This is a genomic window from Burkholderia sp. 22PA0099 (assembly GCF_047497165.1).
Lineage (GTDB): Bacteria > Pseudomonadota > Gammaproteobacteria > Burkholderiales > Burkholderiaceae > Burkholderia.
In genome coordinates this window covers 1067446-1080880 of record NZ_CP163165.1, presented here as the reverse complement: position 1 = coordinate 1080880, position 13435 = coordinate 1067446, and the positions used below count along the sequence as shown (strand labels likewise).

Annotated in this window: 14 protein-coding genes, 1 other RNA gene and 1 riboswitch; of the genes, 7 read left to right on the top strand and 8 right to left on the bottom strand. The window is 69.8% G+C overall.

The genetic code is table 11. The annotated features are described in order from the left end of the window. Positions 1-105: 105 nt before the first annotated feature. Positions 106-1149 (top strand): threonine-phosphate decarboxylase CobD, encoded by a 1044-nt coding sequence (gene cobD, locus AB4851_RS20165; protein ID WP_414451200.1) that lies wholly within the window; start codon positions 106-108, stop codon positions 1147-1149. A gap of 3 nt (positions 1150-1152) precedes the next feature. Beyond that, a complete protein-coding gene (locus tag AB4851_RS20160) occupies positions 1153-2070 on the top strand; it encodes a cobalamin-binding protein (RefSeq protein WP_414451199.1) in 918 nt (305 codons plus the stop codon). A 21-nt stretch (positions 2071-2091) separates the two neighbouring features. Here the strand turns inward: AB4851_RS20160 and cobC are convergent, their stop codons facing one another. From cobC to AB4851_RS20130, 6 genes are all read right to left on the bottom strand, one after another. Beyond that, positions 2092-2688, bottom strand: a complete 597-nt coding sequence (cobC, locus tag AB4851_RS20155) for an alpha-ribazole phosphatase family protein (protein WP_414451198.1) — start codon at positions 2686-2688, stop codon at positions 2092-2094. Beyond that, a complete protein-coding gene (locus AB4851_RS20150) occupies positions 2673-3431 on the bottom strand; it encodes an adenosylcobinamide-GDP ribazoletransferase (protein ID WP_414451197.1) in 759 nt (252 codons plus the stop codon). Before AB4851_RS20150 ends, cobC begins: the two co-directional genes overlap by 16 nt. Positions 3432-3444: 13 nt before the next feature. Then, the gene (gene cobT / locus AB4851_RS20145; RefSeq protein ID WP_414451196.1) at positions 3445-4509 is read right to left on the bottom strand and encodes a nicotinate-nucleotide--dimethylbenzimidazole phosphoribosyltransferase; all 1065 of its coding nucleotides are present in this window, start codon (positions 4507-4509) and stop codon (positions 3445-3447) included. Between the two features lie 85 nt (positions 4510-4594). After that, positions 4595-5407, bottom strand: a complete 813-nt coding sequence (locus AB4851_RS20140) for an ABC transporter ATP-binding protein (RefSeq protein WP_414451195.1) — start codon at positions 5405-5407, stop codon at positions 4595-4597. Next, on the bottom strand, positions 5404-6450 hold the full coding sequence (locus tag AB4851_RS20135; protein ID WP_414451194.1) for a FecCD family ABC transporter permease: 1047 nt from the start codon (positions 6448-6450) through the stop codon (positions 5404-5406). Before AB4851_RS20135 ends, AB4851_RS20140 begins: the two co-directional genes overlap by 4 nt. A 71-nt stretch (positions 6451-6521) precedes the next feature. Further along, positions 6522-8444: a TonB-dependent receptor domain-containing protein gene (locus AB4851_RS20130; RefSeq protein ID WP_414451193.1), complete on the bottom strand. Its 1923-nt coding sequence runs from the start codon at positions 8442-8444 to the stop codon at positions 6522-6524. Positions 8445-8511: 67 nt separating this feature from the next. Further along, positions 8512-8782: riboswitch (cobalamin riboswitch) on the bottom strand. A gap of 184 nt (positions 8783-8966) precedes the next feature. Between AB4851_RS20130 and AB4851_RS20125 the strand changes: the two genes are divergently transcribed. From AB4851_RS20125 to AB4851_RS20105, 5 genes are all read left to right on the top strand, one after another. After that, positions 8967-9323: an ATPase gene (locus AB4851_RS20125; RefSeq protein ID WP_414451192.1), complete on the top strand. Its 357-nt coding sequence runs from the start codon at positions 8967-8969 to the stop codon at positions 9321-9323. Further along, on the top strand, positions 9320-9634 hold the full coding sequence (locus AB4851_RS20120) for a cell division protein ZapA (RefSeq protein WP_414442838.1): 315 nt from the start codon (positions 9320-9322) through the stop codon (positions 9632-9634). Before AB4851_RS20125 ends, AB4851_RS20120 begins: the two co-directional genes overlap by 4 nt. Positions 9635-9723: 89 nt before the next feature. Further along, a non-coding RNA gene (gene ssrS / locus AB4851_RS20115) (6S RNA) lies at positions 9724-9907 on the top strand. A 110-nt stretch (positions 9908-10017) separates the two neighbouring features. Then, positions 10018-10479 carry an EVE domain-containing protein gene (locus tag AB4851_RS20110; protein WP_414451191.1) on the top strand — a complete coding sequence of 154 codons (462 nt, stop codon included), beginning with the start codon at positions 10018-10020 and terminating at the stop codon, positions 10477-10479. Positions 10480-10660: 181 nt separating this feature from the next. Beyond that, on the top strand, positions 10661-11362 hold the full coding sequence (locus tag AB4851_RS20105) for an SIMPL domain-containing protein (RefSeq protein ID WP_414442840.1): 702 nt from the start codon (positions 10661-10663) through the stop codon (positions 11360-11362). Positions 11363-11474: 112 nt separating this feature from the next. Here AB4851_RS20105 and lgt read toward each other — a convergent pair whose 3' ends face one another. Next, positions 11475-12365, bottom strand: coding sequence for a prolipoprotein diacylglyceryl transferase (gene lgt / locus AB4851_RS20100; protein ID WP_414442841.1), 891 nt, complete (start codon positions 12363-12365; stop codon positions 11475-11477). Positions 12366-12457: 92 nt separating this feature from the next. Next, on the bottom strand, positions 12458-13372 hold the full coding sequence (locus tag AB4851_RS20095) for a LysR family transcriptional regulator (RefSeq protein ID WP_414451190.1): 915 nt from the start codon (positions 13370-13372) through the stop codon (positions 12458-12460). Between the last annotated feature and the right edge of the window lie 63 nt (positions 13373-13435).

Here is a 13435-nt window from a genome sequence, read left to right as displayed (position 1 = left end):
CGCCACGCGCGGCCTCGCTCCTGGTCGCCTGCGTCGCGTCCTTCCTCGCGCCTTTGCTCGCGCCTTTCCTCGCTGCCTCCCGCGTCGCCCTCTTCGTCCCGCGTCATGAACGATTCCCCGCCGATCCCGCCCACCATCACGCATGGCGGCAACCCGCACGACGCCGCGCGCCGCTATGGCATCGCGCTCGAGCACTGGCTCGACCTCTCCACCGGCATCAATCCGATCGGCTATCCGGTACCGCCGGTGCCGGCCGCCGCGTGGCGGCAACTGCCGGGCGACGATGCACCACTCGCCGCGCTGGCCGCCCGCCATTACGGCACGCCCGACGCGGCGCACGTGCTGCCGGTGGCCGGCAGCCAGGCCGCGATCCGCGCGCTGCCCGCGCTGTTCGAGCCGGGCACGGCCGGCGTCGCGGCGCTGGCCTACAGCGAATACGCGCCGGCCTTCATGCGCCACGGCCACGCCGTCGAGCGCTTCTCGATCGGCGCCGCGCGCCTGCCCGATGCGCTGCGCTACGTGATCGTCGGCAATCCGAACAACCCGACGGCCGAACGCATCGAGCGCGCGCAGTTGCTCGACTGGCACGCGCAACTGGCCGCGCGTGGCGGCGCCTTGATCGTCGACGAAGCGTTCGCCGATACGGCCAGCGCGCACGAACCGGCCACGCTCGCCGCCGACACGCACCTGGCGGGGCTGTTCGTGCTGCGCTCGATCGGCAAGTTCTTCGGGCTGGCCGGCGTGCGTGCCGGCTTCGTGCTGGCCGAGCCGGCGCGGCTCGCGCAACTGCGCGGCGCGCTCGGCGCATGGACCGTCAGCGGCCCGGCCCAGCATGCGGCCATGGCCGCGCTGGCCGACACCGCATGGCAAGAGGCGGCACGCACCCGCCTGGCCACCGACGGCGCGCGGCTGGCCGCGCTGCTGGCCGCGCACGGCTTCGCGGTACAGGCCACGCCGCTGTTCTGCTGGACCGGCGACGCGCGTGCGCTCGCGCTGCACGAGGCGCTGGCCGCGCAAGGCATCTGGACGCGCTTCTTCGCGCACGCACCGAGCATCCGGATCGGCCTGCCCGGCACGCCGGACGAATGGCAACGGCTCGAAGCCGCGCTCGCCGGCTATTCGGCGCACGCCGCTGCATCGGAATCCTGAACGATGGCGCGCATTCACGTTGCCGCACTCGCCGTCGCGCTATGGGCGGCGTCCGCTTCCACATGGGCTTCCTCATCGGCGTCGGCGGGCATCGCCGTGACCGACGACGCCGGCCGCACCGTCACGCTCGCCGCGCCGGCCCAGCGCGTGATCAGCGTCGCGCCGCACGCCACCGAGTTGCTCTACGCGGCCGGCGGCGGCCCGGCGATGGTCGGCGCGGTGTCGTACAGCGACTATCCCGAGGCGGCCCGCGCGCTGCCGCGCGTCGGCGACAACCGCTCGCTCGATCTCGAACGGATCGTCGCGCTGAAGCCCGACCTGATCGTGGTCTGGCGCCACGGCAACGCCGACCGGCAGACGGCGCAGCTCGAAGCGCTCGGCATCCCCGTCTACGTCAGCGAACCGAAGCGGCTCGACGACGTGGCCGTCTCGCTCGACAAGCTTGGCCGCCTGCTCGGCACGCGCGACACGGCGGACGCGGCTGCCGCCGCGTATCGGCAGCGGATCGCCGCGCTGCGTGAGCGTTACGCGTCGAAACCACCCGTCGACGTGTTCCTGCAGATCTGGGATCGCCCGCTGACCACGCTGAACGGCTCGCAGATCGTCAGCGATGTCTTGACTGTATGCGGCGGCCGCAACGTGTTCGCGGCGCTGAAGCCGGTCGCGCCGACCGTCGACGACGAAGCCGTGCTGGCCGCCAACCCCGAAGCGATCGTGGCGACGGCGCAGGGCGCGACCGTCGGCGACGCCGCGCTGCCGAGCCTCGATCGCTGGCGACGCTGGCCGCAACTGACGGCGGTCGCACGCGGCAACCTGTTCGCGATCGACGGGGATTGGTTGACGCGGCCGACACCACGGCTCGCGCTCGGTGCGGAGCAGGTGTGCCGCGATCTGGATGTGGCGCGCTCGCGCCGGCGTTGACGTCGAGCACTGATACCGCCGTTATGCGATGGTGTCGTCCCAGAAACGCAGTTGCCAGCCTTGAGCGACATCGTGCGTGAACCACAGACATCCGCCATAGGCGATGCGGCGCGCGAGCAAACTCGCGAGCGGCACGCCGAGCCATTGCGCGGCCAGCGCACGCATCACGCCCGCATGCGTGACGCACACGGCGCTGCCCTGCGCCTCGCCTTCGAGCCATTCGGCGCCGAGCGGCGCCACCCGCGCCATCAACTGCGCCGCGCTCTCGCCGCCATGTTCGCGCGCGCCCATCAAATCGGACTGCCAACGATCGAGCGCGTCACCGCCGATCGCGTCCCAACTGCGCATTTCCCACGCACCGAAATCGATCTCGCGCAGGCGCGCATCGACGCGCACCTCGCATTGCAACGCCTTGCCCATCGCCCGCGCCACCGATGCGCAACGCACGAGCGGGCTGCTGCCGATCACGCCGGGCCACGCCAACCCGCGCGCATCGAGCCGCGCGACGATCGCGCGCGCCTCGCTTGCGGCATCGCCGGCCAGCGGCACGTCCGACGCGCCGTAGCAGAGGCCCGCCTCGACGGCCGGCGCCGGATGGCGGATCAGGACGACATCCATCCGAGCACCGTCAAGTAGATCGCGAGTTCGGCCAGTTGCTGCGCGAAGCCGAGGCAATCGCCGGTATAGCCGCCGAGCCGCCGCAGCAGGTAACGGGCGACGGCCGCGCGCAACAGCACCAGCACGCCGAGCGTCAGCAGCCCGAGCCGCCAGTCCGGCCAGAACAGCCAGGGCAGCCCGCACGCCGCCGCGAACGCGAACGCGCGCGCCGACATGCGCTGCGCGACCGGCTTGGCCTTGCCCTCGCCGCGCACGTAATCGAGCGACACCAGCAAGCTGACCGCGGCGACACGGCTCGCCGCGTGCGCGGCCAGCAAGACCCAGGCCGCCCGCCACGGCGGCAGCGCCGCGAGCGCCTGCCATTTCAGCGCGAGCGACACCACCAACGCCACCGCGCCGAACGTGCCGATCCGCGAATCGTGCATGATCCGCAGCACGTCCTCGCGCGTGTAGCCGCCGCCGAAGCCGTCGCAACTGTCGGCCAGGCCATCCTCGTGAAACGCGCCGGTCGCGATCAGCGTGGCCGCCATCGACAGCAGCACCGCCACGCCCGGCGGCCAGACCCGCACCGCCAGCCCGTAGACGAGCGCGGCCAGCGCACCAATGCACACGCCGATCAGCGGGAAATAGCGCGCCGCATGATCGAGGTCGCCGGATGCATAACCGATCCGCTTCGGGACCGGCACGCGCGTGAAATAGCCGAGCGCAACGAAGAAATAGCGAAGTTCGGCGGATGCGCGCATCGTGCGTCTCGCCTCAGGCGTCGTCGCGATTGTCGACGCCGGCCGCGTCGAAGCTCGCCATCTCGTTGACGAACGCGGTGGCCGCGCGCAGCAGGGGCAAGGCCAGCGCCGCGCCGGTGCCCTCGCCGAGCCGCAGGTCGAGCGCGAGCAGCGGCTCGGCGCCGAAATGCGCCAGCATGCGGCGATGGCCGTTCTCGTCCGACACATGCGAGAACACGCAGTAGTCGCGCACGGCCGGTTCGAGCGCCACCGCCACCAGCAGCGCCGAACTGGCGATGAAGCCGTCCACCACGATCGTCATGCGCGCCTGCGCGGCGGCCAGGAACGCGCCCGTCATCATCGCGATCTCGAAGCCGCCGAACGCGGCCAGCACGTCGAGCGGCGCGACCGCTCCGGCGTCGCGCGCGAGCGCCTTTTCGAGCACCGCGCGCTTGTGGGCCAGCCCGCGATCGTCGAGGCCGGTGCCGCGACCCACGCAGTCGGCCAGCGGCACGCCGACCAGGCGGCTCATCAGGCAAGCGGCCGCCGAAGTATTGGCGATGCCCATCTCGCCGAACGCGATCACGTTGGTGCCGAGCGCCGCGTGGTGCGCCACGCGCGCCGCGCCCGCCGCCAGCGCGGCATGCAGTTGCGCCGTGCTCATCGCCGGCTCCTGCGCGAAGTTGCGCGTGCCCGGCGCGACCGGCACCGACACCAGCGCCGGCGAAGCCGGCAGCGGCGTGGCCACGCCCGCGTCGACGATCTCCAGCTCGCAGCCGCCGACCTTCGAGAACGCGTTGATCGCCGCGCCGCCGGCCAGGAAGTTCGCCACCATCTGCGCGGTCACGGCCTGCGGATACGGGCTCACGCCCTCGGCCGCGATGCCGTGATCGGCCGCGAACACGATCACCACCGGGCGCTCGATGCGCGGCGTCGTGCTCTGCTGGATCAGGCCCAGTTGCAGCGCCAGCGCTTCGAGCTTGCCGAGGCTGCCGGGCGGCTTGGTCTTGGTGTCGATCAGATGCTGGAGCGTCGCGCGCAGCGCCGGGTCCGGCACGGCGATCGGGGGAACGGTGTAGGAAATCGATTGAGGGTTCATGCGGACATCGTCGGTTCGGTTGGCATGCGGCACGCGGGGCGCGCCGGGCTGGGTCGGAAATCGGGCAAGCGTGGGTCGTGACGGTTCATCGTGCGTGCTCGGCCGGCCACGCCGGCACCAGCGCTTCATGGCCGTCGCGCTCGATCAGCACGAGCGGATAGCCGAACGCGGCGCTGGCCGCCTCGGCCGACAGCACCGTGCGCGCGGGGCCGGCCTGCGCGCCGCCGCGGCCATCGAGCAGCAGCGCGTGGGTGGCGAAGCGGCGCGCCAGATTCAGATCGTGGCACGACACGATCGCCGTGCGCGGCGCGGCGTGCAGCCAGCGCACGAGCGCGGCGAAACAGTCGGCCTGATGATGCAGGTCGAGGTGCGCGAACGGCTCGTCGAGCAGCAGCAGCGGCGCATCCTGGCACAGCGCGCCGGCCAGCGCGACACGTTGCCGTTCGCCGCCCGACAGCGTCAGCACGTCGCGCGCGGCCAGGGCGTCGAGGCCGAGCGATGCGAGCGCGTCGTGCGCGGCGGCCAGATCGGCGTCGCGCTCCCAGCCCCAGCCGGCCAGATGGGGGAAGCGATGTGCGAGCACGGTGTCGAACACGCTGGCCGAGAACGCGTCGTGCTGGGCCTGCGCCATCACCGCGCGGCGACGCGCCAGCGCGTCGGGCCGCCATGCGTGCAACGGTTGCCCGTCGCCTTCGACATGGCCGGCAGCCGGTGCGCGCAAGCCCGCGAGCGCGGCCAGCAAGGTGGTCTTGCCCGCGCCGTTCGGCCCGGCGATGCACCACAGCTCGCCCGGCGCGAAGCGCAGCGACAAGCCTTCGACGAGACGGCGCTCGCCTGCGGTCAGCGTCAAGTCGCGGGCGCGCCATTCGTGTGAGGCAAAGGACGCTGGCGTGTTCATCGGCTCGGCCTGCGCAGCAGCATCCACAGAAACGCGGGCACGCCGATCAGCGCCGTCATCGCGCCCACCGGCAGTTGCGCGGGCGCGATCGCCGTGCGCGCCACGAGATCGGCCGCCATCACGCCCGCGCCGCCCGCCAGCATCGACGCCGGCAACAGCATGCGCTGGTCGTTGCCGAACGCGAGCCGCAGCGCATGCGGCGCGACCAGCCCGACGAAGCCGATGGTGCCCGCCGTGGTCACCGCGGCGGCGGCAGCAAGCGAGGCGATCAGGTAGATGCGCAAGCGCAGCCGCGCCACCGGCACGCCGAGCGAGGCGGCCGCCACTTCACCGTGCAGCAGCGCGTTCAGTTGCGGCGCGACCGGCAACGCCGCTGCAGCAGCACACGCCAGCGCGCCTAGCGCGACCCACGGCGGCGCGGCGCTCGACAAATCGCCCGCCAACCAGAACACGATGCCGCGCAGCCGGTTGTCGGGCGCGATCGACAGCATCAGCGTGACCAGCGCACCCCAGCCGGACGCGATCACCACGCCCGTCAGCAGCAAGCGGGGCGAAGCGTCGCGCGCGCCATCGTGCAGGCCACCGGCCAGCACCAGCGAGCGGCGCGCCAGGCCGAGCACGAGCGCGATCGACAGCAACGCGCCGGCAAACGACGCGGCATCGACGAGCCACCACGCGCCGCCGGCGATCATCGCCGCGAGCGCGAAACCGGCCGCGCCGCCCGACACGCCGAGCACGTACGGCTCGGCCAGCGGATTGCGCAGCAGCACCTGCAACAACGCGCCGGCCAGCGCCAGCAGCGCGCCGCAACCGAAGCCGGCCAACGCACGCGGCAGCCGCAGGCTGCGCACGATTTCACCCGTCAGCGGGTCGCCGCCGGCCGGCGCGACCAACGCACCGAGCGCGCGCCAAGGCGACATCGGCACGCTGCCGAGCGCAAGCGACGCCACGAACACGAGCGCCGCCGCCACGGCGAGCCCGGCCCAGATCGTCATCGCACGGGCGCGCGTCATGGTCGCCGCGCGCGGCATCGGCGCGTTCATCGGCCGCTCCGGGCTTGGCTCAGGACGCGTTGCATGCCGTCATCCCTGTCACGCTCCATGACGCGCCGCCGTCACGGCTGCCGCCAGCCGATCGTGACGTAGGCACCGCGCCGCGGCGTGTTGTACGCATAGGCAAGCTGATAATCCTTGTCGAACAGGTTGTCGAGATGCGCGCTGACGTACCACGCCTTCGTGATGTCGTAGCGCGCCGTCAGGTTCACCACGCCGTAGCCGCCGAGCCGCTCGCCGAAATCGTCGCGCGCACCGCTGACGAGCCATTCGCCGCCGACGCGCCAGCCGCCGAACGGATGGCTCGCCGAAAACGCCGCGAACCGCCGCGCGCGCCGCACGAGATCCTGATCCGCGCTCTGGTCGACCGGGTTTTGCAGCGTGGCCGACACGCGCAAATCGGTGCGCCCGAGCTGCCCCTGCCACGATGCCTCCAGCCCCTGCACCTTGGCGCGACCCGCGTTCTCGGCCGTGTAGATGAAGCCGCCCGGGCCCGGCACGTATTGAATCAGATTCGCGTAGCGCGTCTGGAACAGGTTCAGGCGCAGCAGGCCGAGCGCATCGGACGCGTATTGCAGGCCCGCCTCCACCGAATGACTGCGCTCGGGCAGGATCGCCGGATTGCCCGACAGCGGATAGTACAGATCGTTGAAGGTCGGCGCGCGAAACGCATCCGAGTAGCTGGCCGTGACCTTCCAGTGCTCGCCCAGATCGAGCCCGTAGCCGAGATAGTAGCTGTTGGCGCCGCCGAAATCGGAGTATTGATCGCGCCGCACGTTGGCCTGGAACTGGCTGTTGCCGACGCGGCCCGTATAGCCGAGCCAGCCCGAATTCACATGCCGCTGCGGTGCCGAATAGAGATCCGAATCGAACGACTGATCGAGCCGCTCGTAGCCGGCCTGGATCGTCTGGCCGTGCGCGATCGTGAAATCGTTCTGCCAGGTGTATTGGCGATTGTCGGTGTTGAAGCGGTCGGTGTAGGCGCCGTTCAGCCAGTTCTGGCTGCGGTCGTTGCCGGTCGACACGCGCAGGCGGGTGGTCCACCAGTCGGCCAGCCGGCCGTCGGCGAAGGCCGAGATCTGCTGCACGCGGCTGTAGAGCGTGTTGAGATCGGTGGGCGCGCCGTAAGCGTTGTCGAAGCTGTTGGTGTCGTTCGACTGGAACCAGCTCACGCCGGCCGTCCAGCCGTTCGTGAAGCGATGCCGCAGCGTGGCCGACACGCTTTCGTTCAGGTTGCCGTTCGCGTTCGGGTTCGCGCCGGGCTGCAGCGCCGGGTCGATCGCCGAGAAGCCGTCGGTCTTCTCGCGCGACAGCGACAGCGAGAACGTGGTGCGCCCGTCGGCGTCGAGCCGGCCCGACACGCCGGCCTGCTGCGTTTGCGTGTGATAGCTGCCGTAGCCCACCGAAAAGTCGAAGCGCGGCGGATGATTGCCGCCATCCTTGGTGAACACCTGCACCACGCCGCCGATCGCGCCCGAGCCGTACAGCGACGACACGTTGCCGTTGACGATCTCGACATGGTCGATCTGGTCGAGCGGCAGGTCGGCGATCTGCGCCGCGCCGAGGCTGCCCGAATCCACCCGCACGCCGTCGATCAGCACCAGCGACTGAGTCGATTGCGCGCCGCGCAGGAACAGCGAGGCCGTCGAGCCGGGGCCGCCGTTGCGCACGATCTGCGCGCCCGGTGCCAGCGCGAGCAGGCCCGGCAGATCGGTGGCGCTGCTGCGGGCGATGTCGTCGCGCGAGAACAGCGTGGTTTGCGGCAAGGCGTCGGCGAGCTTTTGCGGGCCGCGGCTCGCGGTCACGACCACCGGGTCGAGTGCGGTGGCGGCGGGATTTGCGGCGGTGGTTATGGCGGCGGTTGCCTGGGCCGTTGCATTCGGCACAGCGGAAGACACCGCCTGCGGTGCATCAACCTGCGCGCTCGCAAAACAGGGGAGCCCGCACATCGCGGCAAGCGCGGCGCGGACAATCGGGGTACGCATCGAGAACATCCTGTGGGCCAGCGCGGCGCCTGCCTCCCCGCAGGTCCCGCCTCCGGAAGCCGCGCGCGGCGCGCTTCCCCGCTTCGGCCGGTATCCGGGCTGGCGACCGGCACGCCCCGCCTTCCCGCGCGACAGGCCGCGCAGTGGCCACGGCCGCCAGGCGGCCGATCGAGGGACGGCTTGCGTCGGCGTTCATGCTGAAAACGTCGACGCGGTCGCTTACCGTTGCGGGGGCAGCGCAGGTTGGCGCGCCGTTGCCGGCATCGCACCCTGCTTCCCGTTTAACCGCGCGCCACGCCGAGGCATGGCGCGCGAGCACCGAAGCGGCGCCAGTGTAGGAGCCGCAAAACTGCGCGTCAAGAAAGCCGCCCGGCACCGCCATCGTGTCGTGCAACGAATCAAATGCCGTGCTTTGCGGCGCATTTCACGTCAGGAAGGGGGGTGTTACGTCTGGATACGTTACAAATGTCGGTACGGCGGGCTTTCCGCGCTAAAATGCCGGGTCTTTAGAGGACGCAGCACATGCTTAACGAACTCGAAACCCTATCTCAGAATATTGGCCGCCTGATCGCGCTGAATCAACGCCATCACACCGAGCGGCTCGCGCTCGAGGAACAGGTCGCGCAATTGCGCGCCGATTCCGAAGCGGTGCGCGTCGAGCTCGAACAATTGCGCGATGAACGCAATGGTCTCGTCTCCGAGCGCGACACGCTCTCCGCGAAGATCGACGATGCGCAGATCAAGCTCAACGCGATCCTCGAGAAACTGCCGCGCTCGAAGCAGGCCGCCGACGGCGACAGCCAGCTCGATCTGCTCGGCGCCGCGGAACCGACCGTTGGCAAGGATAACGACGCGGCCAGCCACGGAGAACATGCATGACCACGAAGCAGATCGAAGTATCGATTCTCGGCCAGTCGTACCGCCTCGCCTGCTCGCCCGAAACGGAAGCGGCGCTGCTCGAAGCGGTGGCGCGCGTCGATGCCGAGATGTCGAAGATCCGCACCAACAGCTCCGTGCGCGGCACCGATCGCATCGCCGTGATGGCTGCGCTGTCGCTGGCTTCGGAGTTGCTCCGGCTGCAACAAAGCGTTCGTCACGGCGAAGCATTTCCCGCGGAAGAAATCCGGCGTACAATGCACCACATGAATGAACAGCTCGGTGCGGTACTGGCCCAGCAAGAGGCGCGATAAGCGGCTCGTCGGAACGGCCTCAGGGCTGCTCCGAATCAAGCGGTTCATACGGGTCCGGTCCACAAGATCGAATCCACAAGGTTCTCTCAGCTTCCCTGCCTGGTTCGCCAAGGTCATATATTCCTTGAACCAATAGCCTTCGTGCACGGTTGCGGAAATTTGTAGCACGGGCGAGCGCGTCACTCTGTCTGATGTACCCGAAGTGCTGCTAACTGCGACCAATTCTGAACCCCTGGTTCAGGATGCCGGCCTAGCGGCCAAGGCGGGGACCTATTCAACGGCATCGGGCCACGCCCGGTGCCGTTTTTCATTGGCGGCCGCGTTTTCTCGCGCGTCATGCCGCTCTCTCGCCTCTTCAGCCCCCTCTTTCAGCGAGCGCATCCATGCAATTCTGGCTGATGAAATCCGAACCGGACGAAGCGAGCATCGACGATCTCGCCAAGGCGCCGCAGCACACGCTGCCGTGGACCGGCGTGCGCAACTATCAGGCACGCAACTTCATGCGCGACACGATGCAGATCGGCGACGGCGTGCTGTTCTATCACTCGAGCTGCCCCGAACCGGGCATCGCGGGGCTGGCCGAAGTGTCGTCCACCCCCTACCCCGATCCCACCCAGTTCGATGCGGCCAGCCCGTATCACGATCCGAAGTCGACGCACGAGAACCCGCGCTGGACGCTCGTCGACGTGCGCTTCGTGAAGAAGAGCCCGCTGATCGCACTGGCGGCGCTGCGCGAACACGATGCACTGGCCGAGATGCGTGTGCTCGCGAAAGGCAACCGCCTGTCGATCACGCCGGTCACGCGCGCGGAATGGCGCTTCATCACCGAGAAGCTGATGAAGTGACGCGCCGATGCTGCGCTGGGTCAGACATCGTCAAATCGCCCGCACAGCGCCGGAACTCGATGCGTCTTTCATCTGCCTAACGCTCGCGCAATCGCGGGCCACGGCTGCCCGCGGCTGCCTCGACAAGACGCGCGGCCCCGGCGAACCTGCCTCGCGCCGCGCACCAACAGGAGCTCATACGATGAAAAAATCCGCTGCCGCACTGGCACTCGCGCTGTCCGCCATGATTCCCGCCGTCCACGCCCAGGTCGCGCCGCAGCCGGCCGGCGTGCTGTCGCTGTCGGCACAAGCCAGCATCGACGTGCCGCAGGACGTGGTCGACATCACGCTGTTCTACGAACAGGAAGCGAAAGATCCGGGCAGCCTGACCGCCGAGCTGAACCGCCGCGCCGATGCGGCGCTGTCGCGTGCGCGCGGCGTGTCGGGCGTCACCGCGCGCACCGGCGGCTTCTCGGTCTATCCGAGCACCGATCGCGACGGCAAGATCTCCGCCTGGCGCGGCCGCACCGAGGTCGTGCTGGAGTCGCGCGATTTCACGGCCGCCTCGAAACTCGCGGGCGATCTGTCGAGCTCGCTGCAGGTCGGCAACGTCGCGTTCTCGCTGTCGCCGGAAGCGCAGCGCACGGCCGAGCAGAAGCTGACGACGCAGGCGATCCAGTCGTTCCGCGACCGCGCCGCCGAAGCCGCCAAGGCGTTCGGCTACGGCGGCTTCGCGATTCGTGAGGTCAGCGTGGGCGGCGGGCGCAGCGTGCAGCCGTATCCGCGCATGATGGCGATGGATTCGGCGCCGATGATGTCGGCCAAGGCCGCCGCGCCGATCGCCGTGGAAGGCGGCAAGGCCACCGTCACCGTCAACGTGAACGGCTCGGTGCAGATGAAGTAACGCATGGCGTCGAGCGGGTGGCGCGCATCGGCGTGGCCCGCAAGACAAACGGCCCGACCAGCGCAAGCCGGTCGGGCCGTTTTCGTATCGGGCGTCGAATCCGACGCCGCGCTCAGGCCGCCGCGGTGCGACGTGCCTTGCGATACGACCACACGAGCAGCAGCACGCCGGCCACCACCATCGGCAGCGACAGCCATTGCCCCATCGACAGCCCCAGCGCCAGCAGGCCCAGGAAGTCGTCCGGCTCGCGCGCGAACTCCACCGTGAAGCGCGCGAGGCCATAACCGATCAGGAACAGCGCCGACACCGCGCCCACCGGCCGCGGCTTGCGCGCGAAGAAGAACAGCACGAGGAACAGCGCGATGCCTTCCAGCGCGATCTCGTACAGTTGCGACGGATGGCGCGGCAGCATCTGGTATTGCAGGAACACGTCGTTCAGATGCCACTTGGCGGCCAGCGCCGGATGCTGCGACAGCCAAATCGCGTCGTCGCGCGAGGCGCCCGGGAACAGCATCGCCCACGGCGAATCGGGGCTCGTCACGCGGCCCCACAGCTCGCCGTTGATGAAGTTGCCGAAGCGGCCGGCGGCGAGGCCCGTCGGCACCATCGGCGCGACGAAATCGGTGACCTGCAGCCAGGTGCGCTTGCGCTGCCACGCGAACAGCACCATCGCGAACAGCACGCCGAGGAAGCCGCCGTGGAACGACATCCCGCCTTCCCACACGCGGAAGATGTCGAGCGGATGCGCGAAGTAGTAATCGGCCTTGTAGAACAGCACATAGCCGAGACGCCCGCCGAGCACGACGCCGAGTACGCCGTAGAACATCATGTCGTCGATGTCCTTGGCGGTCCAGCCTTGCGCGGCGACATACGGCAGCTTGAGCCGCACGCGGCCGACGACGATCGCCGCGATGAAGCCCAGCAGATACATGAGCCCGTACCAGCGCACGGCCAGCGGTCCGAGATGGATCGCGACGGGGTCGAAATTGGGGTGAATGATCATGAGTCGGTGTGGAGAGTTGCTGAATCGGCGCGGCCTACGTGAGCCGCGCCTGCCATTTGACGTTCGTATCCCGCGCGCGTTCGCCGCGCATCTTAATCGGTGGCCGCCAGGCGCCGCACGATGTCGACGAAGCCCGCGAGCACCGGACCGACTTCCTGCGTGCGCCAGACCAGGCCGGTTTCGACGACCGGCGCGCCGCCCGCGAGCGGACGGTAGGCAACGCCCGTGCGGCGCAGGTTACGCAGCGATTGCGGCACCAGTGCGACGCCCATGCCGGCCGACACCAGGCTGACGATGGTCTGCATCTGGATCGCCTCCTGCCCGATGCGCGGCGTGAGTCCAAGCGCGCCGTAGCAGCCCGTAATGATGTCATAAAAGCCGGGCGCCAAACGACGCGGGAAGATCACGAGCGGCAGATCGGCCAGCGCGTCGAGCCGGACCGGCTCCGCCTCGGCGCCGGGCGCGGCCTGCTCAGGCATCGCCAGCACCAGCGGCTCGCGCGCCACCGTCAGGTACGACAGCCCGGCTGCGTGGCGTGGCGGCAGCGGCGCGATCACGAGGCCGGCGTCGATCGCGCCGGCCGCCAGCATCTCCAGTTGCACGTCGCTGGTGGCCTCGGTCAGCTTGAGCCGCACGCGCGGATAGCGCGCGCCGAACTCGCGCAGCAGCGCCGGCAGCAGGCCGTAATCGGCCGTCGACACGAACGCCAGCGCCAGCGTGCCGGCCTCGCCGCGGGCCAGGCTGGTGGCCAGCGACGGCAGGGCGTCGGCCGCCGACAGCAGCCGGCGCACGTCGGGCAGCAGCGCCGCGCCCACCGCCGACAGCGCCACCGAGCGGCGCGTGCGCACGAACAGTTCGACGCCCAGCGCCGCCTCCAGCGCGCGGATCGCTTGCGACAGCGGCGGCTGTGTCATCGACAGCCGCATGGCCGCGCGGCCGAAGTGGCGCTCGTCGGCGACGGCGACGAAATAGCGCCACTGCCGTAAATCGGGGGTCGGTTCAGCCATGATCGATATGTTCTGCGACTCAATAAGCGATGAATAATATATTGGACACGCACTTCCGGAGCC